Genomic DNA, 25609 nt, shown 5'->3' on the forward strand with positions numbered 1-25609 from the left:
TCGAGCGCCGCGTAGCAACGGAAGCTTAATTGCCCATCTTGTAGAGCTTATCGTCTGATGGAGGGCTCATTATGCCGACGCACTGTGATGGCTGCCGCGATGGTGCCGCTTTCGACCTTCCTTTCTCCATGGCGTTTCAGCCAATCGTCAATATCAGGACGGGTGGCGTTTTTGCTCACGAGGCCTTGGTGCGTGGTCCGAATGGCGAGGGGGCTGGTTCAGTTCTCAGCCAGATCAAGGAAAGCAATCGGTATGCTTTTGACCAGCAATGTCGGGTCAAGGCGATCGAGCTGGCATCGGATCTTTACGATCCGGCCGATGACGTAAAGCTCTCGATCAATTTCATGCCGAACGCAGTCTATGAGCCGCGGGCTTGTATTCGGCTCACTCTTGCGACCGCTGTGCAGACGGGCTTTCCTCTCGACCGCATCATCTTCGAATTCACCGAGAACGAGCAACTAGATACCAAGCATGTCCTCCATATCCTTCGTACATACAGAGATATGGGGTTCAAAACGGCGATCGATGATTTCGGGGCAGGTCATTCTGGTCTCGGCCTCCTCACCCATTTTCAGCCTGACATCGTGAAATTGGATATGGACCTGATCCGAGGGATCGACGTTGATCCTGTGAGACGCAAAATTGTGAAACACACGCTTCATATGCTTGAGGACCTGGCAATTGTCCCGCTGTGCGAAGGGGTCGAAACGGCCGACGAGTTGGCAACGCTAAACGATCTCGGAGTCTTTCTCATTCAGGGCTATGTGCTGGCAAAACCGAGCTTTGAATCTCTCGCATCTCTAGCACCGTTTAGCGTGGACCCATAGGCCGCTCCGCAGCTTGGGTCCTTGGTTGCCGCTCGCAACGATTTCGTAGTCCCCGACTTGTTGATTTGCGCTGAGAGCTGATGGAGTGGATGCCATGTCGGACACACTAGTTGTGCTGATCGTTGGCCCTCGACAATCCGGAAGGACGACGCTGGCGAAGAAGATCGCCAACGAAGTGCCCCCCCCCACATTTCCGGCTTCATCTGATCCTTGGAACTGGCTAACTCCCAGTTTATTCCGAACTGACGGGCGTGCCGGAATATCTGGGAAAGCGACTGGCACGGCTCATTACATTGCAGCCACCGCGGCACCAAACGGCGTCGCGATCGCAACCCGCGGCAAAAGCCATGTATTCGGAAATTACAACAACCCATGCTTGGTGGATATGCCCCCTTACAGCGATGCTCCTACGCAGAAAAATAGTACTTATGACACATAAACAGATCAAACTCTCATTAATGATCTGTATCCATATCTTTTGTATTGACCGGTCTTGAATGTTTCAGATAGGTTGGCGTCGTCCACGCACAATCGCTGATAGGTAGGATGGCGCAATCTCAGTCAGAAGCCCTGCAGGAAATCGGACAGTTGCTGAAGGCTACGCGAAAAGGCCGGCAACTGACGCAGGAGCAGGTTGCCGACATGGCGGGAATATCGCGTCCGCGTTATCGCGAGATAGAAGCCGGAAGCAGTGCTGCGCGCACGACGACCCTGATCAACATCGGCCGCGCGCTCGGGCTTGAGCTAATGCTTATACCCCAAACCATGGTTCCGGCTGTCGACGCACTGCTGCGGCCGTATGACGATATCGATGATGTTCCGGCATTCATGGCTCATCCCGACGGGGATGAGAATGCCTGAAGCTTCCTATGACCTGAAATCCATTTCATCGCTCGACGTGCTGCTGAACGATGTGAGGGTCGGCACGGTTATCCGGACGCCTGGGGACTTTAACGCCTTCAGCTTCGAGGAGAGCTATCGCGCGACGGGCGGCTTTCCGGTGCTGAGCCTGTCTTTTCGTGCAGCTATGGGAGCCCTTCGCAAGGACCCCAAACCCGTTGCCAGAGCGTTGCCGGCATTCTTCGCCAATCTGCTCCCCGAAGACAAGCTGCGCGAGGCGATGGAAAAACACCACGCAGGGAGCGTTCGCGCGGGAAACGATTTCGATCTGCTCGTCGCATTGGGCTCGGATCTGCCAGGCGCCGTCCGCGTTGTGCCGAGCGATGGGACGGTTACCCCCCTCGACAACCCACCTACGTCCAAACCGAAAGCCCGATTTTCGCTGGCCGGCGTCCAGATGAAGCTTTCAGTCATCAAGAACACGGGCAAGGGTGGTGGACTGACCTTGCCGCTCGGCGACGACCAAGGATCCTACATAGCGAAGTTTCCATCGACCTCGTTTCGCGACGTTTCGGAAAACGAGTATGCCAATCTTGCGTTGGCGGAAGCTATAGGCATGGAAGTGCCGGAGCGGGAGCTTGTCGAGCAATCGGAGTTTGAGGGCATACCGAAGGAGTTCGAGACTCTGTCCGATGGAAAAGTCTTGCTCGTCAAACGTTTCGATCGTGGCGCAAACGGAGAGCGGATCCATATCGAGGACTTCGCGCAGGTGTTTGGTGTCTATCCGTCCCGCAAATACGAGGGAGCCGCCTATCATGACATCGCTGCGGCGCTGAACGTTGCCGTTTCGTCCGACGCTGCGCTCGAGTTCGTCCGCCGGCTGGCTCTCGCTGCAATTACCGGCAATGGCGACATGCATCTGAAAAACTGGTCGCTGATCTATCGCGGAGCGGGCGACAAACCGGCGTTCTCGCCTGTCTACGACGTGCTTTCGACAGTACCTTACATCCCTTCGGACGCCATGGCGCTGTCGCTTGCCGGCGAGCGCCCCTTCAAAGCGTTGAACGCACAACGATGGAAAGCCTTCGCCAATCGTGCGCGCTTGCCGGAACCGGCCGTACTCAAGGCGGTGACCGACACGGTTGAGCGCGTGAACGAAGTTTGGTGGTCGTTGCCGGAACGAACAGTCGTTCCCGCCAGAGTTCTCGAGCGCATCGACACGCATGTGCGGCTGATGACCACGATCCTTGGCACCTGTGCCGATTGAGGCCATCCGTCGAAGCGGTGACGAAACCCCGTCCTGGCCGCGCGCCAGTTCTTTCCCGTTGCGGAAAGGACCAAGCTCAGCTTCAAAGTAGGCAGAAGCGCAATTGCACTGTCTTTCACCCTCTGGGAGACGAACAATTCACACCAGAGAATCACGGCGCCTCTCCCCTCGTTGGAAATTCTGACGTCTTCAGCGGTGCCAAAGGGTCGAAGAAGCGCCATACGTGAACCGTGGATCTGGCGCGGGAACTCCAGCCTGCCCTACCGGAACTCCCCTGTAGCGTAGCAATGTTACGATTGCCTAACCCAGGAGCCGGCGCGCCAATCTGGGCTGTTCACTTCTTCTTTAACGCGTTGGTCGACCTGTTCTAGCCGTTGGCTGTCGGACGATTGAAATGTGATGTTCACCGCGCCCAACGCAATGTCCGCGACAGGATTTACCCTTGCGGTAACGATGGTTTTCGGTCGCCGATGGGGGCGGGACGACCACCCCGCTTATTTTAAACTTGGCTTGCATTGTTTCCTGCGACGAGTATGTCCCCGTTCGGGAACGGTCGCAGTGGTCGTCATTTCCAGTCGTTTCCCCTAAGGGCGTTTTGTGGAATCCTGCTCCTTAATTCCCCGTGCTTCCTCAGTCATGTAGCACCGGCTGTCAGGCAAATGTTCGAGGTTGGCTTGACGAACTTGCTTGCCATTAACGGCCCTTTTTTGCCTCATCATTTTCGATACCTTCCGCGAAACCTCCTCGAGCGTCGCCATAACCCGGTTTAACTGCGAGAGCGTGCTCGTCAGCTTAGGATCATACCGCACGACGACATATTCGGTCGCTGAAGAGAGCGTTTGCAAATGTGCAAGGGTACGGTTCCGAAGTACTAGCCCTGTGCTGACTGCTATTCTCGCCCGCTCACCCAAGTCATGTCGAAAGGTGCCAATTGGTTGTTCCTCAATACCTTTTGCCCGAAGAACGGCATCGAGATAGAGCTCTATGGCATGAAGAGCCAAAAGCCGTTGTGGAAGTTGAGTGGGATCAGGTGGCGCACCTTCGAGTTTGAAGGCGGCGGCGCGATATTGTGACGCCAGACTCAGTAAATCCTGCACTTTTACAGTGTTCGTGCCCTTCATTTTGGCAAATCCCCCATCAGAGCGAAACCTTGGAGTTTAATCCAATCGACTCGTCTGTCGGTCGCAAAAAATGCTCTTGGTTTTCGCGTCCAGCGATACGGATAAGGTCCTTCAGGATGGTGCGTAACTGTGGCCAAGGGGCGTCTTGAAGCTTAAGGCCAGGATCGTGCGTAACGATCAGGCAATGCAGCTTCGCGGCAACTTCCACCGCCGATGAGACTGGTGCAATCAACATCACCCGCCCCGTGACCAAAGATTGTTCTGCGAGCTCTTCTTCTAGAGCGGCGATTTCACAATAGGCAGTGCACTTATCAGCCCGTTTCCGTGTTTTCTGACGTTCGCCCAGATCGACCCCTTTAGGAGCGGTATACAAGTGCGCGACGCGCTCGGGAGCGGCCAGCGATCGATCGGCGGCGCCGTCATTAACACTTTTCGGCTGAGCACTCGGTGAATTGCCCGATGATTGCATCATGTCGGAAGCAAGCCGTTTTTTTCGAAGAGCGTATCGGACGCGGCTTTGGTAATATGTGTACCAGACGGGCCATAGTTCCCTAACCGGCGTCGGACCGCTTTCCCTTCTTCCGCCAATTCTCGAAACGCCCGTGCTCAACACTTGCGCGGCGATCCGCAGAAGGTTGCGACGATCGATATGGTATGGAAGATTTTTGCCGCAGCTTTCGTCGGCACCTTTTTTTCTAAGCTTAATTGCCGGCAAAGTTCTGCTATTCTCAGAATCAGCCATGATCCAAGCTCCTGTAAGCTAGATTGTGGTTAGGCTGGTCCCGCGTGGTACGAACACGTGGGGCTAGCCGATTGCAAATCAGGAGGGTACCGGTGCCAAGCCAAATGAGCAAGCAAAATCACAACAGTGTTGTGAAATGAATGGTGTCCAATGCAAACTTGCTCGTGTCGCCTTGGGATGGGGTGTGCGCGACCTAGCTGCCGCGGCAAACGTATCGACGCAGACGATAAGCCGCCTGGAAAGAGGTGAACTGCTGAGGGACGCCACATTGGACGCGATAACGCAGGTGTTTGAGGTCGCTGGCATAACATTCATAGATGATAGTAGCGACGGCTTCGGCATAATTGTTAGGAAGCCGCAACCGACGTTGGCGGATCGCTAGGTAATCGAATCCCGTATCCGCAATTGGCATTGGCCATCTCGGGCGCCCGCTGTTCGAGCGCACAGCTAACCGTATCAATCTGACCGCTAAGGGCCGCGATTTCCTGCGAACGGTCCAGGTGGCGTCGGCGCGATCGAGAGCAAGGCGGAGACGCTCGCCGCAAGGCAACGCATCGAGCGTGTCACGCTACTCGCAAGTCAGCTAATGGCGATGAGCTGGTTGCCGCGCGTGCTGGCGGCATTCGAGACGGCCAACGCTACGATCCGCGTTGACCTCGTGATGGCGGGCACGCAGCGCAAGACGGATCCAGACCTGACGATCCGCTTCGGCGAGGAGCCGCATCTTGTGCGCCACCCCACGTGGCTTATGGATATGTCACATGTCGTCATGTGCCGGCGAGAGGATCTTACGCGCATCGACAGCCTGGACGACTTGTTGTCTTTTCGTCTCTAGACGTGTCGTCCCACGCCGTCGGATGGAGGGCGCTTCTCAACCATAATTTCGGCCATCAACCGGAACGGCAGCTAAAAATCGAAACGGTCGACACGACGCCGTTATCATTGATGATGGTGAGTCAGGGCCTTGGTCTGGCGATCGGCCATCTTCCTGTATGCGATCCAATGGCTAAATCCCTTGGGCTCGTTGTTTGCCCTTTCGTTCCCAAAACGCCCGGTCCTGGGAATTATTTTCTCGAGCTGTCCCATGACCGCCCACAACAGGCCTCTGTCGGCCGGTTGGTGCAAGCACTTCAGGACGCGGCGCATTTATCGATGCGCACGACCTAGGCTGCAGTCCTAGACCGCAATTATCTCTTCTGCCATGCTGGTAATCGCGTGTGGCGCCTAAGCGTAGAGTTAAGCTGGTATTCGTCTGTCTATCTGAAAACTAACGGAGCTTTCCGGCCGTCCAATTTCGCCTCCGTCACCAGATGATAAGTGGTCAGATCGCATAAGTCTGTCGCGCGCTACTCGTAGAAACAGGCGTGAACAGCGGTAAGGGCGGAAACTGCTTGGGTCTCATGCGCCACTCACGCCCGGTCGTGACGGTATAGACCAACGCGTTTACGATCTCGCTGAGACTGGTGCTGCCAACCTGCCCAGCCGCCTCCGTCCAGACAGAGAAGGGCGAGACCAAACCCATTCGCCAGTTCGTCAGGTTGCGTGTATGCCGCATTGCTCGTCAGGAATATTGGCGATGAGCGAAATCAGTCCAACTCATCGTCGCCCATTCGTCCTAGCAAACTAGCAACTGAGTGATCTGGTTCTACCCATTTTCGATGACGCTCTTCGTGAAACTGTCACTATAGGGTGTGACTCTCGGGTGCCATCCTCCACTCCGTTGACACCCATTTATTTCTGATCGCGCTGAAGTAATGCGAGTGCAGAACCCAGACATATAAAAGCACAGCCAGCGGCAAGGCCCGCGGTTAATGAGCTGTAGGAGTCAATAATGCGGCCGATGACCAGCGGGCCGAGTGTCTGGCCCGTGCCGAACGCCACGGTGAAGGTGCCGATGGCGGCGGTTGTGTTGGAGATTCCCACATTGCGCCGAATAAAATCCGTCGTTGCCGCAACGACGGCGAAGAAGACCGCGCCAAACACCACGGCCGAGGCAATTGCTGCCGGAAACGATGCGGAAATGAGGGGGATTATTGCCCCTGCGGCGCTAATGCCGACGAGGATGGCGAAGGCACGCGCATGGCGCAGGCGCGCAAACAGCCGCGACCACAGCCATGGGGCGGTCATGGAGGAGAGGCCGATGCTCACCCAGAACGCGCTGATGTGCCAGGGCGGCTGGCCGCTTGAAGTTAGGAATGCGACAATGAAGGTCATGTAGGCGATGGAGCCCGCTCCGAAAGCGATGTAACCTCCAAGGATCCATTTGTGTCTGAACGGCCGGTAGACCGTTCTTGCTGAGGAGCGTTCCGCCCGGGTCCAATCCGGCGGTGTCGCAGTATAGCCGGCGACCGCAAACAGCGCGCCGAGAACACCAAGCAGCACCCAGACATCCCGCCAGCTCGAGGGGCCAAAATGTTCGAGCCATTGTGGAACGACAAGGCCGGTGAGGGCAACGCCGAAGCCGGCCCCTGCATAAAAGACGCCTATCAGAACGCCACTCTTGCCGGGATACTCGGCTGCGGCCTCGGCCGCTATCACGCCGCCTGCTACGAAGATCCATGCGCCTGAAACGCCAGAAAGCAGACGAAACAGGCTCAGCGCCTCGAAGCCTTGGACGACGCCGAGCGTAAGTACGGTGAGGACCGTGAAGACCGCACCGAGATTGTATGTTCTGGCTGTGCCGAGACGCCGAGCCACGAGAGCCGCCGTCAGGGCGCCAAGGATATAGCCGACGGCGTTGATGGTGTTGAGCCAGCCCGCCTGCGCATAGGATATGCCGAGGTCCATCTTCATAGGTGGAAGCAGCAGGCCATAGGCAAAGCGTGCTATCCCGAGCCCGAGAGCAGGACCGAGAGCGAGAAGGCTGATCTTGGCGAAGGGGTTCATCAGCGGCGGCCGTCCGCCAGCCTGACGGCTGCTGGCGAGCGGCGAAGGGCCATCATCGCCCATGCGCCGATGAAAGGACCGGGCGCGAGGATAACGAAGGACCATTGCCAGCTGCCGAGCCACGCGGCGATATACGGCATCAGCCAGATGACGAAGACGGTAAGCGCGAAGCCGAGCCCCATCTGCAGCGACAGCGCCGTGCCGACGAAATCGCGGTCAGCCAGTTCCGTCACGGCTGCGGAAAACAGCGGGGAATCTCCGACGATCGCGATACCCCAGATGATGGAAATCAGGACGATCAGCCAGATTGGCCCTGAAAAGGCAAAGCCGATGAGCAAAGCGCAGAGGCCGGATACGATCATCAGGGCCGCGGTCGTGGCGGTGCGCCCGAACCGGTCGGACAGGAGGCCACCGGCCACGCAGCCAATGAGGCCGGCGGCAATGGCGACGAAGGTGATCAGCGAAGCCACATTCGGCGGGAGTACGCCGTCGGCGGCGGTGCGAACGAAGATAAGAAGCCACGCCCACATCGCATAGAGTTCCCACATGTGACCAAAATAGCCAACATTGACCAGGAAGAGATTGCGGTCGCGTAAAACCTTGCCGATCTGCCGGGGATTGAAGACGGCCTTGCCGAACGGATATGGTCCTTCTCGCGCAAACAGCAGAAAGGCGAGGCCGGCAATCAGCGATGCGGTGCTCGATAGCCCGATAACCAGCCGCCAGTCGATATGCTCGGCGATGGTGCGGAAAAGGTGCGGCATCGACGAGCCGAGTGTCAGCGCGCCGACCACGGCGCCGAGCGCAAGCCCCCGATTGCGCACGAACCATGTGGAAACGAGCTTCATTGCCGGGGGGTAGACGGCGGCAAGCGTCATGCCGGTCGCAAAGCGGCAGGCGACGGCACCCAGCGGCCCTGGCTCTAGAAGCAAGAGTACATTCGTGCCCGCCGCCAGGAAGGAGGCGGCCGCCATCAGGCGGTTGAGACGCACGATGTCGGGAAGGTTGACGAGGCTAGCCAGCAATGCTCCGGTCACAAAACCGATCTGCACGCCGTTTGTCAGCCAAGCGACGACGCTATCCGAAAGCTGCCAGGCGGTCTTGAGCTCCGGCGTTACAGCGGTGGCGGAAAACCATGTCGTCATGGACAAGACGACAGAGATGCACAAAAGAATGAGGACCGGCCAGGGATTGGCATCCGCTGGCCGCTTGACGGCAGATAGGTCGCCGCTTTCGGTGCTTGGCACGGATCAGGCCCTTGCCAGCGCAACCGTGTAGACGGTCGCGGTGCCGCTGAGGCAGACTTCGCCAGCTTCGTTGCGAACGCTGGTGAGAATCTTACAGATGGGCTTGTCGTCGCGGACGTCAGTGATCTCTACACGCGCCGTGATCAACTCGTCCACGCCGACGGCTTTCACGAATTTCCATTCCACGCTGAGGAAGACGGTGCCTGGACCGGGCAGGTCTTCGGCCACCACGGCGTTGAGCATACCGGACGTGACGCCGCCTTGCACGATGAGTTTCCCGAAGATGGAGGCTTCCGCAAGGGCACGGTCGTAATGCAAGGGGTTACGGTCCCCGGTCATTTCGGAGAAAGACTCGATGTCCTTCATCGTCGTGCGGCGTGACCGCTCGGCCGCGTCGCCGACCTTTGGCTTACCCTTGATGATGCCGGCCCAGCCGTCCTGTTTCACGTCGCTCATATCATGCCCTTTCCTTGCGATTGCGTCTGGCGGAAGGCGGGCAGGGTGCGCCCGCCAATCCGCGTGGGGATCATTTCGACTGCGCTGCCGATCACGAGCTCTTCTTGGTTGTCTCGCAAGATGAAACTCAGCATCGTCGGCCCTTCTTCGAGTTCGATCAGGCCGACCGCGTAGGGTGCGACCGGTATCCAGCCAGGGTGGCCTGGCTTTTGGACGATCGTGAAGGATTTGAGGTGGCCTCGCCCAGACCCGTCTTTCCAGACGAGGCGCTGGCTCCAGCAATGCGGGCAGATTGGCCGTGGATAGAAGATCGCGCTCTCGCAGTCCTCGCAGTGCTGGATGGAAAGCCGGCCTTCCTCCGCGGCCGCCCAGAAGGGCGCCGTCAGTGCGGTGATGGTTGGGCCGGGGGTTTTCAGAAGATCAAGGTCCATCAGTCCACTCCAAGTACGAGTGCCGTCGCTTCGCTTACGGTGGCACCATTGCCCGTCACGAGTGCGAGTTGCGGATTGGCGATCTGTCGGCCGGTGGCGGAGCCGCGCAACTGCCGCACCGCCTCCACGATATGCGTCATGCCGCCCGCAAGGTCCGGTTGGCCGAAGCCGATCTGCCCGCCGTGGGTATTGAGCGGCGTGTCGCCGGCGAATGAGAGGTCGCGCCCCCTCAGCCAGTGACCGAATTCGCCGGGACCGCAAAGCCCGGCATCCTCGATCGTCAGCGCGACCATGATTGTGTAGCAGTCATAGAGAGACAGCAGGCTCATATCGCGCGCGGACGTACCAGATTGCGCAAATGCACTTGCCATAGCCTGCCTCAGCGGACCGGTCGTCAGGTCTGACGCTTGGGAGGCCGCGCGGTGGGTGATCTTCTCGCCCGCGCCCAGCAGATGGACCATCAGCTGGCCACGTTCGCGCGCCCGCTTTGCCGAGGTGACGATGACCGCCTCGGCGCCCGCGACGGGCATAACGATCTCGAACAGATGCAGCGGGGAGGCGACGATTGGCGAGGCCAGGACATCGGCCACGCTGGCCGGCTTTCCATGGAAGATGGCGTCCGGGTTCGACTGCGCGTTTTGACGGGCCCAGTGTGCGATCGTCGCGAAATCCTCGGCTGTCGTACCGAAGCGAGCCATATGCGCCTGCATGAAAAAAGCATAGGAAATGTTGGCGCCGGACGCGCCAAAGGGCACGTCGAATTCGCGGATCGGATTGCGGTTCGGCGAACGCGGCGGATTGTCGTCGCGCGCATTGCCGAGAACGCAGAGCACGGTCTCGCACATGCCGGCCTGAATGGCGGCGGCTGCGCGCCAGACCATGCCGGCGCCGGATGCGCCGCCGAGATCCACGACATTGCCCATAGTCGGCTTCAGACCGAGATATTCGGCGATCGTCGCCGGCACATGCTGCGGCGTCTCACCGACCTGCGGGCCGACCAGCAGGCCGTCGATCTCGTAAGGCTCGATACAGGCATCCGCCACGGCCGCGGCGGAAACCTTCGCCAGCATTTCCAGAGTTGTGACGCCTTCGGTTCTGCGCTGCGGCTTGAGTTCGCCGATGCCGATGATCGCACCCTTCGATCGCGTCGCGCTCATGCCGCGGCACTCCTGTCGAGGTCACGGTACTCGTCAAGGCATTCTGGATTGGCAAGCGATCCCATGTTCTTGACCACGCCGCCCTCCAGAACGGTGCGGGCGGCGCCTTCGACGCGCTTTCCATTGAGCGTGTAGGGTATGGCACTCACAGCATGGATGCGGTGGGGAACATGGCGCGGCGAGGCCATGTCGCGGATTTTCTGCCGGACCTCCTTGGCAAAGCTATCGGAGAGGCCCGCCTCGTCCTTCAACTTTACGCAGAGCACGATTTCCTCGTCGCCGGGCACGGCTGCGCCGAAGACAAGGCAGTCCTCGATTTGCGGAAAGAGTTCACAGGCTGCGTAGATTTCGGCTGTGCCGATGCGCACGCCGCCGGGCTTCAGTGTCGTGTCGGAACGGCCATAGATGACCGCCGAGCCATACGGCGTCATCTCGGCGACGTCGCCGTGCGTCCAGATTTCCCGGCGCTGCGAGAAATAGGTGTCGTGATAACGCTGCATGCCACGTTCACCCCAAAAGGTGAGCGGCATGGAAGGGAAGGCCTCCGTGCAGACAAGATCCCCCTGCCGGCCAAGGATCGGTGCGTTGCGATCGTCCATGACATTGACGGCAAGGCCGAGCCCCTTGACGGTAAGATGGCCACGGCGCACCGGGTGAGTCGGCGAGCCCAGCATGAAACAACCGATGATTTCCGTGCCGCCCGAGATCGAGGCGAAGACCATGTCCTGCTTGATATGGTCATAGACCCAGTCGAACTGATGCGGTGAGACCGGCGCGCCTGCCGAGAGGACCGACTTCAATGCCGATAAGTCGTGATGCCGTCCCGGTGCGTATCCCTCGTCCGCGAGGGTGGCGAGATATTTCGGGCTCGTGCCGAAGTGGGTGACGCCGGTGCGCTCAGCCGCCTTCCACAGCGGCGTTACATCTAGCCCCGCCGGTGTCTTCAGGATTGGAGCGCCGTCGTAGAGTAGGATTGCCGCGTCACAAGCCAGCGCCGAGATCAGCCAGTGATACATCATCCAGGCCGTGTTGGTGTACCAGCTAACGACATCGCCGGCGCGCACGTCGCCATGCAGCGCATGCTCCTTCAGGTGCTGGACTAGCACGCCGCCCGTGGAATGAACGATGGCCTTTGGCGCGCCCGTTGTTCCGGAGGTGTAGAGGACATAGACCGGATGACAAAACGGCACGCGCTCAAAGACCAGCGGCGCCTCGTGTCCGAAGGCCGGATATTCGTGACGGGTGAAGAGCTCGCCGCCAGTCGCCGCAGGAAGGCTGCCGTTGGTCACCACGACATGCTCGACGCTTTCCATGCCCTTGGCAATGTCGACAATGCGCTGGGCGATATCGTGATCCTTGCCGCCGTAACGATAGCACGCGGCCGCAAAGAGAACCTTCGGCCTGATCTGGCCGAGGCGATCGAGAATAGCCGTGACGCCGAAATCCGGAGAGCAGGACGACCATGTCGCACCGACAGTGGCCGTTGCCAGCAGGGCGACAAGCGCTTCGGTGCGGTTCGGCAGGATGCCGGCCACGCAATCGTCTCGGCTGACGCCCGCACGACGCAGGCCGTCCGCCGTGCGGGCGACCATGGTGCGCAATTCACCACGCGTGACGGTTCGCCGAGCGCCCGTTTCGTCGGCTTCGTGAATGGCGATGGCGTCGTCGTCGCCCCGCAGCAGGTTCTCCGCTAGGTTGACCCGGGCGTCGGGGAAGAAGACGGCACCCGTCATCGGGTTCTCCGCGCCGTCGATGAAAGCTCGCTCTCCTGCCTCTCCGATCACGCCGGTGAAATCCCAGACCGCCCGCCAGAACGCCCCCTTGTCGGCAATCGACCAGCGGTGAAGCGTGTCATAGTCACGGGCATCGAAACCGTTTTCGCGCGCAAATCTCGCGAGATTGCTTGTCTCGAAAGACGCCTTATCGGGCTGCCAGACGATATCGGATTGCATTTTTTTCTCCTCCAGGATCAGCAGCTTTCTTGTTGCGTAAGTACCGACCGATCGGTACAATGCGAGTTGAGAGTTGCGCTGTCAATGCGAAATCGTGTCATGTATCGACGTCGGAATGCGCATCGCATCCGGTGCCTGCATTCACCTGGAGGACCCAATGGACGAGATTCTGAGCACGCCGCGACCGGACGAACTTTCCGAAAGCAAGCGGATGATCATGGAAGTTGCTGCGAAGCTTTTTGCAGACAAAGGCTATGGAAGCGTGGGCATTAGCGAGGTCGGCGATGCCGCCGGCTTCGGCAAGGGCGCGCTCTACTACCACATCAAGTCCAAGGAAGAGCTGCTCTTCGACATCATGACCGTCTACATGGTGGAATTGATCAATGCGGCGCGCACCATTGAGATCAGCGGCGCAAGCGTACCGGAGCGCATCCGCGCGCTGAGCCACAGCTTCATGGAGATCATGTTCGCGAGCCGGCCGGAAATGACGGTCTGTTTCCGCGAAGTGCACGCGCTCAACGATGTCAAGCGTAAGGGCGTGCTGGGCCTACATGCCGATTACCAGGATATCTGGATGCGCGTCTTTCAGGATGGTGCTCGTCAGGGTGTGCTGCGCGCCTTGTCGAAGATCGAGGTCAAGGCGATCCTGGGCATGTATTTCTACAGCTTCCTTTGGATCAAGGGCGATGGCGCGATGACGATCGATGCCATTGCCGAGGATTTCACCGGCATTACGCTGCGGGCAGCGGGCAAGGGGTAGATCATGGAACAGGATATCGTCATCACTGGCGCACGGCGCACCCCCATTGGCAAGCTGAACGGTGGCCTGGCTTCGCAATCGGCCGCCGCGCTCGGCGCGTCTGTCATGGCAGCGCTGCTTGAGGATGCGGGGCTTGAGGGTGGCGATATCGACGAAATCATCATGGGACAGGTACTGACCGGCGGCGCCGGGCAGAACCCGGCACGACAGGCTGCACGCGCTGCCGGTATTCCCGTCAACGTGCCAGCAATGACGGTCAACAAAGTCTGCGGTGCAGGCCAGAAATCCATTCATCTGGCGGCCCAAGCCATCCGTTGCGGCGATGCGCAGATCGTGATTGCAGGCGGCCAGGACAGTATGAGCCAGGCGCCGCATCTTCTTTATGGAACGCGCGACGGTGTGCGCATGGGCAATACGCTCGTCAAGGATTCCATGATTGTCGATGGTCTCTGGGATGCTTTTCACGATGTCCATATGGGCGTAACGGCGGAACATCTGGCAAATCGCTTTCAGGTGCGCCGAGACGAGCAGGATCGCTTTGCCTTTGCATCGCAGGAAAAGGCATCCTCCGCGGTCGAAGCCGGACGGTTTGCTGCTGAAATCGTGCCTGTTACTTACGGCACGCGCCGTGGCGACGTCACGATCTCCGCTGACGAGCATCCCAATCCCGCAACGGATCTGGAAAAACTGGGTCGTTTGCGGCCAGTGTTCGATCCAGCTGGCACGGTGACCGCTGGCAATTCGTCCGGTTTGAACGACGGGGCGTCGGCGGTGCTCGTCATGTCGGGGAAACAGGCTGCGGCGCTCGGGCTGGAGCCGCTTGCGCGCATTGCATCCTACGCCTCCGCGGGCGTCGAGCCGATGGATATGGGGCTCGGCCCGGTCGCGGCATCGCGCGCGGCGCTAGCAAAGGCCGGTTGGAGTGCGGACGATCTGGACCTTATGGAGGTCAACGAGGCGTTTGCCGCGCAGGCCATTGCGGTCAATCGCGAAATGGGCTGGGACCTGAACCGTATAAATGTCAACGGCGGTGCGATAGCACTCGGTCATCCACTCGCAGGCTCAGGCTGCCGTATCGTAGTGACATTGCTGCACGAAATGAACAAACGGAACGCCCGGCGCGGACTTGCATCCCTGTGCATCGGCGGCGGTCTCGGTGTGGCGATCTGCCTGGAACGGTGATAGCTCAGACATTCTGACGGGCTGCGGCCAACAGCTTCTCTGAGCGGTTGGTTCCATTTGTGCGCCCGCAAGCTTTCATGGACCGAATGAGCCTGCGCAAACCCTGATTTTGCTGAATTTTTTTGCGCTTTATCCTTGACTCATCTGAAGACCGACATCAGATTGTACCGAACGGTCGGTACTAAGTTTGATCGTTGTCGTCATCATCCCGACATGCAGCAGCCAAGAAACCGGGGAGGAAGCACCTGTGTCTACGGGTGTGGCCGGATCGCGGCGTCATGCGGGGCAAATTCTGTGGGAGGAGGACCTATGACTTACAGTGCAACAGCGGCCGCGCCGGCCAAAGGACTGTCCAAGGAGCATTGCAAGGTTGCGGCCGCGAGCTTCATCGGGACCGCAATCGAGTGGTACGACTATTATCTCTATGGAACATGCGCGGCGCTCGTCTTTCCTTATGTTTTCTTTCCCTCCTATGATCCCTATGTCGGCACGCTCGTAGCGTTCGCCACTTATGCGGTCGGATTCGTGGCGCGCCCGATCGGTGGTGTCGTTGCCGGTCATTACGGCGACAGGGTCGGACGCAAGGCCATGCTCATGCTGAGCCTTCTGATCATGGGCGTCAGCACGGTTCTGATCGGCTTGATCCCTAGCTATGACCAGATCGGCATTTGGGCTGCGGTCATCCTGTGCTTCCTGCGCATCGCACAAGGCTTTGCCGTTGGCGGGGAATGGGGTGCTGCGGTGGTCATGGCCGTCGAACATGCGCCGCCTGGAAAGCGGGGTCTCTACGGCAGCTTCCCGCAACTCGGCGTTCCGGCGGGCCTGCTTTTGTCAACCGTCGCTGTTGCCATAGCGTCCGGCTCGATGGACAACGAGGCCTTCCTCTCCTGGGGGTGGCGCGTGCCGTTCCTGTTGAGTGCCGCGCTCATCATAGTCGGCGTCTATATTCGCTCGAGTGTCAGTGAATCGCCGGCCTTCGAGGCGGTGAAGCAGAGCAACCAACAGGCCGAACGGCCGGTGGTCGAAGTACTGCGCGGCCAGTGGCGGATCCTGCTGCTGACGATCGGTATGAAGTTCCTGCAGAATGCAGTCTTCTATCTCTACAGCGTATTCATGCTGTCCTACATCGTGAATTCTCTCGGCTTCGATCGCCAGGTGGGGCTGAATGCCGTCGTAATCTCGTCGATTGTCGGGTTCGCCACCCTGCCGCTGTGGTCCTGGTTGACGGACAAGGTTGGTCGCAAGCCGGTCTATCTCTTCGGTTGCATCGCCTCGACGCTGTTCATCGTACCCTTCTTCTCGATGGCGCAGAGCGGGTCAATCTTTATGCTGACAGTGGCAATCGTCATCGGCCTCAACGTGCTGCACGACTCGCTGTACGGTCCGCAGGCGGTTTACTTCTCTGAGCTGTACGGCACGAAGGTCCGTCTCAGTGGCGCATCGATCGGCTATCAGATTGGTGCCGTCCTGTCCGGCGGCCTCGCGCCGCTCATTGCGACGGCGCTTCTTGCGGCCTTCGGTGGCGAGCCGACCGGCGTGATCATCTATGTCTTTATATTAGGGGTCGTCAGTACGGGCTGCACCATCCTTGCCCGGGAAACCTACAAGGACAAATGGGAAGGCGATCAAGCGCACGATTGACCGCGATCATTTTGTGCGAAGGGCCGCGGCGACGCGGCCCTTCCTCTTTCTGGCGACCTGGTCAGGCTGGTTGCAACTTGACGAATGGGACAAAGCGCAGGAATGTGAAATTCTAGATGTAATCAGAAATGTACCTGCATGGAAAACTTAAAGCCCCGTATGCGTGGACGCCCGCGCTATGACGATGTCGACAACAGTGCTACCGACGCCTTTCAGTCCATCGCCCTCAATACCTTGGACCGTGGCGAGACCGCTCCGCTCTGGGTACAGCTGAAAAACCGTATTCAGGACGCGATCGCTTCCGAGACGCTTCGGCCTAATTCTCGCATGCCCTCCGAGACCGCGCTATGCGAGATCTTCGACGTGTCGAAGCCCGTCGTGCGGGCCGCGCTCGGGGCGCTAGCTGCCGAAGGCCACGTCATCAAGATGCCGCGAAAGGGCATGTTCGTCGCCCGGCCACGCCAGGACGTAGACTTCATGACGTCCAATCTCAGCGTCTTTGGCGACCTCACGGCCAAGGGACACGTGGTCACAACAAAGACATTCGAATTTTATCGTGACAAGGCGAACGAGAACGAGCAGAAGGTTTTCGGCATTCCGCCTGAGGGAGATGTGGTGCGTATCGTCCGCGTCTATTATTGCGACGGGCGACCCATCACGCATACCCATATCTCTCTACCGGCGCATAAGGTGCCGGGCATGGAAAAACTCGATATCGACAACCGTTCGATCTTTCAAACTATTCGGGAAAGATATGGACTGACCGTTCAGCGCGCGGAACGGTGGTTTACCGCCGAAATGCCAGATATTGTTACCTGTCAGCGTATGGACGTTCCCACTGATGCGCCGCTTATCGCCATAGAATCAATCGCTTATGACTACGATGGCGGTGTATTGGAATATTACCGGGCTTTCTACAATTCGGCCGTGGCACGCATTCATCTCCGAATTGAGTCCTGATCCGTAGACCGTTCGGTACAAAATTTCTCATTTCTGGTGATAACCAGATTGACACGCACCACGGCGCGACCTATCCTGCTTTCAACGGCGTGAGGAGCGCCTGCGAGAAAAATCACATCGCTGATCAGTGTCATGACGCGGGAACGGTGCGTTCCTGCGACCGCCTGACCCGTGACCGTGGACATGCGGGAGGATGCAATGGATTACCGAAACCAGCTCGATTTTTCGGGCCAAGTGGTTGCCATCACGGGCGGAGCCAGCGGCATAGGTCTCGAAACCGCGAAGGCTTTTGCCTCATGCGGGGCGGGCATTGCGCTGTTGGATCTCGGTGACGATGCCCTTTCGGCAGCTGCAGAGGCGCTTGCGGTCTTTGGCGTCCAGATTTCCACCCATGTGGTGAATGTGACGGACCCCGCTGCCGTCGATGCCGCCGCCGACGCGGTGGTTGCCGCGCATGGCAAGGTCACCGTTCTCATCAACAGTGCTGGCATCGCTCGGCTTCATTCTGCACTCGACGTGACCGACGAAGAGTGGCGCCTCGTCATGGATGTCAATGTTAACGGCACCTTCTGGGCGTCGCGGGCATTCGGTCGGCACATGGTTGCGCAGCGTCAGGGCAGCATCGTCAATCTCGGCTCGATGTCAGGCCAAATCATCAATCGACCGCAGTCGGCGTCGTCGTACATGGCAAGCAAGGGTGCCGTGCACATGCTGACAAAGGCGCTGGCGGTCGAGTGGGTCGACAGCGGCGTGCGTGTCAACGCGGTCGCACCCGGTTATGTCGGCACGGAGATGACCCTCAAGATGCGCGAGCGGCCCGAGCTGTTCGACGTCTGGATGGACATGACGCCGATGAAGCGTTGCGGCGAACCGTCCGAAATCGCGTCGACGATCCTTTTTCTCGCCTCTCCCGCTGCCAGCTACGTGACCGGATCCATCCTGTCGGTGGACGGCGGCTACACCGCATTGTGAGCATATCCATGGACCAGACGACCTTTAGTGCAGCAGAGTTTGAAAAGCGGCAGTCTATCATCGAGGCGTGCCTCGAGATGAACCGGCTCGGAATTAATCAGGGTACCTCCGGCAATATCAGCGTCCGCCACGAGGACTATATCCTGATCACGCCGACCAGCACGCCCTATGAGAAGCTTACGGCGGAAACGATCGTGAGGCTGGAGATGGATGGCACCGCGAGGGGGCCGCTTCAGGCCTCCAGCGAGTGGCGTTTCCACCGAGATATCATGGCTGCACGGCCGGACGTCAATGCGGTCGTGCACGCCCATCCGCCCTATTCCACGACTGTCGCGATCATGGGACTCGATATCCCGGCCATCCACTACATGATCGCCGTTGCCGGCGGCGACGACATTCGTTGCGCGCCCTATGCGACCTTCGGCAGCCAGGAGCTTTCCGAACATGCGGTCGAGGCGCTCAAGGGACGTAAGGCCTGCCTTCTTGCCCATCACGGCATCATCGCCGTCGGAAACACGCTTTCTAAGGCACTCTGGTTGTCCCTCGAGGTGGAAACGCTTGCGCGCCAGTTTCACGGCGCCCTGCAGCTCGGGACGCCGCCCTTGCTGTCCAAGGAGGAGATCGCGCACGTGCTGGAGAAAATGGGAAGCTACGGACACAAGGACTGATTTCGGCGCCTAGAGCGCCTCACATTGCCCTCAGGGCAGAAGGCCGGTCACCGGCGAAACTCGGACAACACTCGGGAGGAGAAACGTCCATGTCACTCAGAAAGAACAAGAGCCGCCGCAACTTTTTCAAGGCGACAGCCGCCATGCTGACGGTCGCGGTCGGTTCGGTTGTTTGGAGCAATGCATCCCAGGCGCAGGACTCCGGCTCGGAAAAGCTTTCGCTTGCCGGCAAGCGTATAGGCATCTCGGCGGTCGGTACAGACCACCACTGGGACCTCATGGCCTATCAGGGCATCATCGATGAAGTGAAGGCACTGGGCGGCGAACCGATCGCGCTCGATGCAAAGCGCAACGACCAGACCCATGTTTCACAGCTCCAGACGCTGATCGCGCAAAAGCCCGATGCCATTATCGAAATGCTCGGTAACCTGGATGTTCTCAATCCGTGGCTGAAGCGCATCCGCGATGCGGATATCCCACTCTTCACTGTCGATACCGCGACGCCGCATTCGCTCAACAACAGCACGTCGAACAACTATTCGCTCGCTTCCGAAGTGGCGTTGCAGATGGTTGCCGACATGGGCGGCAAGGGCAACGTGCTCGTCTTCAACGGCTTCTATGGCGTACCGGTCTGCAAAATCCGGTATGACCAGCTGAAATATGTTCTCCAAAGCTATCCGGAAGTGAAGATCATCGAGCCGGAACTGCGCGATGTCATTCCAAACACGGTACAGAGCGCTTACTCCAACGTCACGGATATGCTGACCAAGTATCCGAACGACGGCGATATTTCCGCGGTCTGGGCATGCTGGGACATTCCGCAGATCGGTGCGACGCAGGCGATCGAGGCTGCGGGCCGCAAGGGCATTAAGACCTACGCGATTGATGGCAGCCCCGAAGTCGTCGAAATGGTTGCCAACGCCGATTCCGCGGCAGGTGCCGTCGGCGCGCAGCAGCCTTACGAGATCGGCCGTTCGGCCGCCCGCAACGCAGCGCGTTATCTCGCAGGCGAGCATGTTCCGCCCTTCACCTTCGTGCCGGCAGTCCTGATTACCAAGGACAACGCCAAGGACACGGCCGGTCCTTTCCTCCCCAAGAAGGAAGGCACGGCTAACTGAGCCGCGCTCTCGCCGTGCCGCCGACCGCGGCGACACGGCAATCTCTTGAAATTCGCGGGAGGACACCATGGAATCTCAGGAAAACCTCGCCATCGACATGCGCGGCATATCCAAGAGCTTCGGCGTCGTGAAGGCGCTCATTGAGGCCGATCTTCAGGTCTCGCGCGGCTCGATACATGGGCTGGTCGGACAGAATGGCGCGGGCAAGTCGACCATCATCAAGGTTCTGGCCGGCATTCTGAAGCCGGACGCGGGTACGATCCGTATCAATGGCGAGACGGTATCGAAGCTCACGCCGGCAAGCGTCGAGCGACTGGGTGTGCATTTTATTCATCAGGATCGCCTGTTGGTGCCCACCGCCACGATCGCCGAGGCGATCTTTCTTAACCACGAACCGAAGATCGGTCCATTCGTCAACCATCGGGAAATGGCCCGGCGCGCATCTGCGCTGCTCAAGCAGTATTTTGACCTCGATCTTCCACCGGGCATGCTGGTGCAGGATCTGACGACGGCCCAGCAGAAGATTGTCCAGATCACGCGGGCGCTTGCGCAGAAGGCATCGGTTCTCGTGCTCGACGAACCGACCGCCGCCCTCGTGAAAAAGGAAGTGGACAGCCTGTTTCGCGTGCTGCGTCGTCTCAAGGACGACGGCATCGCCGTCATCTTCATCTCGCACTACATGAAGGAGATCGAGGATCTGTGCGACGCCGTGACGGTAATGCGCAACGGCACGGATGTCGGTGTCGTCGATCCGCGCTCGACCGCAATCGATGACATCGTCGCCATGATGATCAACCGGGATGTCGGCGAGATGTTTCCGCGCCAGCGCAGCACAGTCGGCGCGCCGGTTCTGCAGGTCTCGGGTCTCGGCATGGCGCCCTATTTCAGCGATGTTTCCTTCGATGTGAAGGCGCGCGAGGTCGTCGGCCTGACGGGTCTTCTCGGCTCCGGGGTCAAGGAACTCATTCAGTGTCTGTTCGGTCTCGATCGCCCTGACCGGGGCTCCGTTACGATCGATGGAACGGCGGCAAACTTCCCTTCCCCCGTTTCGGCTGTATCCAACGAAGTGGCGCTCGTCCCGGAAGACCGGCGCGCGCACGGCGTGGCCGTCGGCCTGTCGGTCCGCGAAAACATCTCGCTGGCCAGCCTCTCGCGCTACAGCAAGGGCGGCTTCGTCTCGCGTTCTGCTGAGAACGCGTCGATCGATGGTCTCATCAAGGAGCTTTCGATCAAGACGCCGCACCGCGACGCTCTGGTCAAGACATTGTCGGGCGGCAACCAGCAAAAGGTGGCGCTCGCGAAATGGCTGAGCTGCCAATCGAAGGTTTACATTCTCGACGAGCCGACGGTGGCTGTGGATGTGGGCGCCAAGGTGGAGATCTATACGCTTCTGAACCGGCTGGCCGCCGAAGGCGCCGCGATCCTCTTCATGTCGTCCGATCTTCTGGAGCTAGCGGGCTTTTGCGACCGTGTTTTGGTCATCTATCGCGGTGAGCTCGTCAACGAATATGCGGCCGGTGAACTCGACAGCGACGTGCTGCTTTCCGCAGCCTCCGGCGCAAGAACCACGGCGCGGAGGGCATCGGCATGACCATGACCCAAACAAGCGGAGAAATGGTGATGAGCGGAGTGGAAAGCCCGGCTGCAGCTGGCGTAGCGCGGCGTAAGGCGCTCGGCACAATGCTCGTGCGGCTGGGCGCGATAGGTACCTTCGCTGTCATTCTCATCTATTTTGCGCTTATGGCTCCGGGCTTCCTCAATTTCTACAATATCCTCAACGTCGTCGAGCAGTCCGCCGTGCTGGGTGTGCTTGCCTTTGGCATGTCAGTCGTCGTGATCGGTGGAGGAAGCGACGTTCAGACTGGCGGCATCGACCTGTCGCTAGCGGCCAACACCGGCTTTTGCGCAGCCGTTCTCGCGGTCTCCACGGCAGCTGGTTTCTCCCTGCCGGTGACGCTCGCGATGACGGTCGGAACCGGCATTCTTGTCGGGTTTCTGAACGCTGTGGCTGTCGTGTGGCTGAACATTCTGCCGTTGCTCGCGACCCTTGCTGTCATGAACATCGTTGCCGGCGCCGAACTGATCCTGACGCAGAACACCGTCGTGTCAATGGCGTCCGATTTCACCATGAACATCGCGGTCGGCTCCTTCCTCGGGGTTTCGACACTCGCCTGGTGCCTTATTCTTTTCACGCTTTTGATGGTGGCGCTGCTGCATTTCACAGGTACCGGGCTCAGGCTTTATGCCGTCGGCGGGCATCCCGAGGCGGCGCGCGCGGCGGGCATCAATGTCGGCGGCTACGTTGGCGGCACCTATCTCTTCGCCGGTGCTTGCGCCGGGCTCGGCAGTATCCTCCTCGTCTCGCGCCTCAGTGCCAGCACGCCAGGCACGGGTGAACTCCTTCTTTCGATCATCGCGGCCGCGCTGCTTGGAACGGTTTTTTCCCGCCGCTTCGTCCCCACGGCCGGCGGCACCATCCTCAGCACTCTGTTCATCGGCTTCCTCGCGAACGGCTTTCAACTGCTCAACGTGTCCAGCTACTGGGTGACCGGTGTGCAGGGAACGCTGATCCTGCTGGTCGTTGCCGCCACGTCCTTTGCAAAACCCTCGGAGCGTTGATCATGAGCACCCAGGCAAAATCACGAGCCGAAAATCTGTTCACCGCGGAGAAGGTCTCTCGCTACGCCGTCGTCCTGGCCTTTATCGGTCTTCTGGTGGCGTTCTCACTGGTAAGCCCAACCTTCTTCACCGGTGCCAATCTCTACAATGTCCTCCTGAACAACGTCGTGATGCTGGCGATCGTCGCGCTTGGCATGACCATCGTCATTACGGCCGGTGGCATCGACCTGTCCGTCGGCGTTTCAGTGGACATGGCGAGCATGGTGTTCATCATGCTGCTTGCTGCTGGCTATGGGGCCGTGTTCGGCGTCGCGGTCGGACTATGTGCAGCAGCCGCTGTCGGTGTTCTAAACGCCATTCTCATCACGCGGCTGAAGATCAGTCCATTCCTCGCCACGCTTGGTGTGCTCTTCATCGGACAGAGCGTCCAGCAGATTGCGACGGGTGGCGGGCAACCGATCTATCTGGTCACGGGCGATTTCGCTTCGGTGTTCAACGCCATCGTGCGCACGCGCATCCTTGGTCTTCCCATGCCGCTCATCGTGCTCGCCGTCGGCGTTGGCGCCGTTTATGCAGCCTTGCATCACTCCGTGTTCGGACGCTATGTCCGAACTTTCGGCGCGCAGCCTGGCGTGGCCTGGTACTCGGGCATCCGAGTTCTGTTCAACATGTCAATGGTCTATGTCGCCTGCGCAATCCTGTGCGGCGTTGCCGGTATCCTGCTGTCCTCGACGGTCCGCTCCTATGTGCCACTTTCCGGCAATGCGTTCCTGCTCGATGCGATTGGCGCCACCTTTATCGGTACCACGATCAGTGCTGAACGGCGACCATCCGTGATCGGTACGCTGCTCGGCGTGGCACTGCTTGCCATCGTCAAGAACGGCCTGCTTCTGGTGGGCTGGAACTTCTACTGGCAGCAGGTCGGCGTTGGCGTGCTCGTCTTCCTTATCCTCGCGCTCAGCTTCGGCCTGCGCGGCCGCAGCCACTGACATTTCGGAGACTTTGACCATGGCACGTTTTGATGTGAGTTCGATCGGCTTCTACGTTCTGGATATTCTGGGACGTCCGGTCACCCGGATACCGGAGGGTGGCCGTGCGGACTATATCGAGGAAATCCGCATGACCGTGGCGGGCACTGCCGGCGCCACAGCCGTCGATTGCGCCATACTCGGCCTCTCGACTCAGGCCGTCACCACCGTCGGCGACGATGAGATGGGGGATTTTCTGCATGCCAAGATGGTCAAGTTCGGGGTTGATTGCAGGCTCGTAAAGCGCGACGGAACCACCCAGACCTCGGCAACCATTTTGCCGGTGCGGCCGAATGGCGAACGCCCGGCCCTCCATGTGCCGGGAAGTGCGGCCGTCTTCACGGTTGCTGATGCGGATATCGATGCTGCGCTCGACGCCCGCGTCGTACATGTCGGAGGCACCGGACTTCTGAAGGCATTCGACGGCGAGCCGACGGTGAATCTGTTGAAAAAGGCAAAGGCGCTCGGCCGCATCACCACCTTCGATCTTATCCAGGCCAACCCCGAGACATTCGCGCTTGTCGAGCCGTGCTTGCCTTATATCGATTACTTCGTGCCGAGCATCGAGGAGGCCGGCGAAATGGCGGGCACGCACGACGCCCGCGAAGTCGCCCGTTTCTACAAGGCGCGCGGCGTGAAGAACGCCGTCCTGACCATGGGCGCCGACGGCGTCTACGTGTCGCCGCAAACGGGTGATGACTTCGCCCTTCCGGCCTTCGATATTCCGGTTTCCGACACGACCGGCTGCGGCGACAGTTTCACCGCCGGCATCATCGTCGGCATCATCAAGGGCTGGGAGCTTCGCGATGCAGCGCGTTTTGCATCCGCCGTTGCGGCAAAGGTCGCCATGGGGCTCGGCTCGGACGGCAGGCTCGTCTCGTTCGACGATACTTTCGAGGCCATGAACAGCCTACCCCCGCGTCGCAAGAACGCCGCTTGACCCTTATCTTTCAGGAGTGAATACCATGCAGATCAAGCCAACGGGTAGCGTTGCCGTCGTGACCGGAGCAAGCAGAGGGATTGGCCGCGCCATCGCCGTCGGCCTCGCCGAATTCGGCTACGACGTCGCCATCCTCGATCTTGGCGCACAGCGAAAGGCACTCGACGAGACAGGGGCGGAAATCCGCGCTGCCGGCAGAAAGGCCTTCATTTATGAACTCGACGTGACCTCCAAGCCGGAAATCGAAACGACGGTCGCGGCGATCCTTTCGGAGGCCGGTGGCATTGATGTGCTGGTCAACAATGCCGGCATCCTCAAACCGTCGACGCTGGAAGACCTCAGCGAGAAGGACTGGGATGCGCATTTCGACGTCAATGCTAAGGGCGTTCTTCTGATGTGCCAGGCTGTGTTGCCCCACATGCGCTCCAAGAAAAGCGGCCGCATCATTAACATCGCTTCGATAGCCGGCCGCCAGGGCGTCGCGACCCAGGGACACTACGCCGCGACGAAGTCCACCGTCATCACCTTGACGCGTGTCCTCGCGCAGGAAGTCGGCATGGACGGCATTACCGTCAACGCCATTTGCCCGGGCATCATCCTGACCGAGATGGGTAAGAACAATCTCGGAAGCGATGAAGCCGTCCGCCATTGGGAGACCGTCGCCTCGCTTAAGCGCCTGGGCTATCCGGAGGACATTATCGGCCCGGTGCGTTTCTTCGCCTCGAACCAGTCTGACTTCGTGACCGGTCAGTCGCTGAATGTCTGCGGCGGCATCTACTTCCACTGACAAAGCGG

General features: G+C 59.5%; 25 protein-coding genes. 17 read left to right on the forward strand and 8 right to left on the reverse strand.

Going from position 1 to position 25609, the window contains the following annotated elements; all coding sequences use genetic code 11:
• Window positions 1–71 precede the first annotated feature (71 nt).
• The 3 genes from K6301_RS22925 to K6301_RS22935 all read left to right on the forward strand — a co-directional run bounded on the left by K6301_RS22925 (window position 72) and on the right by K6301_RS22935 (window position 2934).
• A complete protein-coding gene (locus K6301_RS22925) occupies window positions 72–827 on the forward strand; it encodes an EAL domain-containing protein (protein ID WP_247221142.1) in 756 nt (251 codons plus the stop codon).
• A gap of 546 nt (window positions 828–1373) precedes the next feature.
• A complete protein-coding gene (locus K6301_RS22930; protein WP_247221143.1) occupies window positions 1374–1688 on the forward strand; it encodes a helix-turn-helix domain-containing protein in 315 nt (104 codons plus the stop codon).
• A complete protein-coding gene (locus K6301_RS22935) occupies window positions 1681–2934 on the forward strand; it encodes a type II toxin-antitoxin system HipA family toxin (protein WP_247221144.1) in 1254 nt (417 codons plus the stop codon). Before K6301_RS22930 ends, K6301_RS22935 begins: the two co-directional genes overlap by 8 nt.
• Window positions 2935–3518: 584 nt before the next feature.
• Here K6301_RS22935 and K6301_RS22940 read toward each other — a convergent pair.
• Complete coding sequence (locus K6301_RS22940) at window positions 3519–4055, reverse strand: hypothetical protein (RefSeq protein ID WP_247221145.1); 537 nt, start codon at window positions 4053–4055, stop codon at window positions 3519–3521.
• Window positions 4056–4071: 16 nt separating this feature from the next.
• On the reverse strand, window positions 4072–4797 hold the full coding sequence (locus K6301_RS22945; protein ID WP_247221146.1) for a hypothetical protein: 726 nt from the start codon (window positions 4795–4797) through the stop codon (window positions 4072–4074).
• 136 nt (window positions 4798–4933) lie between these two features.
• Here K6301_RS22945 and K6301_RS22950 point away from each other — a divergent pair, with 136 nt between their 5' ends.
• Both K6301_RS22950 and K6301_RS22955 read left to right on the forward strand, forming a co-directional pair.
• A complete protein-coding gene (locus tag K6301_RS22950) occupies window positions 4934–5179 on the forward strand; it encodes a helix-turn-helix domain-containing protein (RefSeq protein ID WP_247221147.1) in 246 nt (81 codons plus the stop codon).
• Window positions 5180–5383: 204 nt separating this feature from the next.
• Complete coding sequence (locus tag K6301_RS22955) at window positions 5384–5632, forward strand: hypothetical protein (protein ID WP_247221148.1); 249 nt, start codon at window positions 5384–5386, stop codon at window positions 5630–5632.
• Between the two features lie 896 nt (window positions 5633–6528).
• Here K6301_RS22955 and K6301_RS22960 read toward each other — a convergent pair.
• Genes K6301_RS22960 through K6301_RS22985 form a run of 6 tightly spaced genes read right to left on the reverse strand, consistent with a single transcriptional unit; the run spans window position 6529 to window position 12926 of the window.
• The gene (locus K6301_RS22960; RefSeq protein WP_247221149.1) at window positions 6529–7683 is read right to left on the reverse strand and encodes a YbfB/YjiJ family MFS transporter; all 1155 of its coding nucleotides are present in this window, start codon (window positions 7681–7683) and stop codon (window positions 6529–6531) included.
• The gene (locus tag K6301_RS22965) at window positions 7683–8930 is read right to left on the reverse strand and encodes an MFS transporter (RefSeq protein WP_425475416.1); all 1248 of its coding nucleotides are present in this window, start codon (window positions 8928–8930) and stop codon (window positions 7683–7685) included. The genes K6301_RS22960 and K6301_RS22965 overlap by 1 nt, the downstream gene beginning before the upstream one ends.
• 3 nt (window positions 8931–8933) lie before the next feature.
• A complete protein-coding gene (locus K6301_RS22970; RefSeq protein WP_247221150.1) occupies window positions 8934–9386 on the reverse strand; it encodes a MaoC family dehydratase in 453 nt (150 codons plus the stop codon).
• Window positions 9383–9817 carry a Zn-ribbon domain-containing OB-fold protein gene (locus tag K6301_RS22975; protein WP_247221151.1) on the reverse strand — a complete coding sequence of 145 codons (435 nt, stop codon included), beginning with the start codon at window positions 9815–9817 and terminating at the stop codon, window positions 9383–9385. Before K6301_RS22975 ends, K6301_RS22970 begins: the two co-directional genes overlap by 4 nt.
• Complete coding sequence (locus K6301_RS22980; protein WP_247221152.1) at window positions 9817–10974, reverse strand: thiolase family protein; 1158 nt, start codon at window positions 10972–10974, stop codon at window positions 9817–9819. The genes K6301_RS22975 and K6301_RS22980 overlap by 1 nt, the downstream gene beginning before the upstream one ends.
• Complete coding sequence (locus tag K6301_RS22985; RefSeq protein ID WP_247221153.1) at window positions 10971–12926, reverse strand: acetoacetate--CoA ligase; 1956 nt, start codon at window positions 12924–12926, stop codon at window positions 10971–10973. The genes K6301_RS22980 and K6301_RS22985 overlap by 4 nt, the downstream gene beginning before the upstream one ends.
• 157 nt (window positions 12927–13083) lie before the next feature.
• Between K6301_RS22985 and K6301_RS22990 the strand changes: the two genes are divergently transcribed.
• The 12 genes from K6301_RS22990 (at window position 13084) to K6301_RS23045 (ending at window position 25601) form a co-directional block, all read left to right on the forward strand.
• Window positions 13084–13686 (forward strand): TetR/AcrR family transcriptional regulator, encoded by a 603-nt coding sequence (locus tag K6301_RS22990; protein WP_247221154.1) that lies wholly within the window; start codon window positions 13084–13086, stop codon window positions 13684–13686.
• Window positions 13687–13689: 3 nt separating this feature from the next.
• Window positions 13690–14868, forward strand: a complete 1179-nt coding sequence (locus K6301_RS22995) for an acetyl-CoA C-acetyltransferase (RefSeq protein ID WP_247221155.1) — start codon at window positions 13690–13692, stop codon at window positions 14866–14868.
• 294 nt (window positions 14869–15162) lie between these two features.
• A complete protein-coding gene (locus K6301_RS23000) occupies window positions 15163–16509 on the forward strand; it encodes an MFS transporter (protein ID WP_247221156.1) in 1347 nt (448 codons plus the stop codon).
• A gap of 138 nt (window positions 16510–16647) precedes the next feature.
• Window positions 16648–17469 (forward strand): GntR family transcriptional regulator, encoded by an 822-nt coding sequence (locus K6301_RS23005; protein WP_247221157.1) that lies wholly within the window; start codon window positions 16648–16650, stop codon window positions 17467–17469.
• 198 nt (window positions 17470–17667) lie between these two features.
• Window positions 17668–18441, forward strand: a complete 774-nt coding sequence (locus tag K6301_RS23010; protein WP_247221158.1) for an SDR family NAD(P)-dependent oxidoreductase — start codon at window positions 17668–17670, stop codon at window positions 18439–18441.
• A gap of 8 nt (window positions 18442–18449) precedes the next feature.
• Window positions 18450–19109, forward strand: coding sequence for an L-fuculose-phosphate aldolase (locus K6301_RS23015; protein ID WP_247221159.1), 660 nt, complete (start codon window positions 18450–18452; stop codon window positions 19107–19109).
• An 89-nt stretch (window positions 19110–19198) separates the two neighbouring features.
• A complete protein-coding gene (locus K6301_RS23020) occupies window positions 19199–20227 on the forward strand; it encodes a sugar ABC transporter substrate-binding protein (RefSeq protein ID WP_247221160.1) in 1029 nt (342 codons plus the stop codon).
• A 67-nt stretch (window positions 20228–20294) separates the two neighbouring features.
• Window positions 20295–21818 carry a sugar ABC transporter ATP-binding protein gene (locus K6301_RS23025; protein WP_247221161.1) on the forward strand — a complete coding sequence of 508 codons (1524 nt, stop codon included), beginning with the start codon at window positions 20295–20297 and terminating at the stop codon, window positions 21816–21818.
• Complete coding sequence (locus K6301_RS23030) at window positions 21815–22846, forward strand: ABC transporter permease (protein ID WP_247221162.1); 1032 nt, start codon at window positions 21815–21817, stop codon at window positions 22844–22846. Before K6301_RS23025 ends, K6301_RS23030 begins: the two co-directional genes overlap by 4 nt.
• A 2-nt stretch (window positions 22847–22848) precedes the next feature.
• Complete coding sequence (locus tag K6301_RS23035; protein ID WP_247221163.1) at window positions 22849–23835, forward strand: ABC transporter permease; 987 nt, start codon at window positions 22849–22851, stop codon at window positions 23833–23835.
• A gap of 19 nt (window positions 23836–23854) precedes the next feature.
• A complete protein-coding gene (locus K6301_RS23040) occupies window positions 23855–24814 on the forward strand; it encodes a carbohydrate kinase family protein (protein ID WP_247221164.1) in 960 nt (319 codons plus the stop codon).
• A 25-nt stretch (window positions 24815–24839) separates the two neighbouring features.
• Window positions 24840–25601: an SDR family NAD(P)-dependent oxidoreductase gene (locus K6301_RS23045; protein WP_247221165.1), complete on the forward strand. Its 762-nt coding sequence runs from the start codon at window positions 24840–24842 to the stop codon at window positions 25599–25601.
• Window positions 25602–25609 lie beyond the last annotated feature (8 nt).

The sequence above is a fragment of the Shinella oryzae genome, assembly GCF_023038235.1.
GTDB classification, from domain to species: Bacteria; Pseudomonadota; Alphaproteobacteria; order Rhizobiales; family Rhizobiaceae; genus Shinella; species Shinella sumterensis.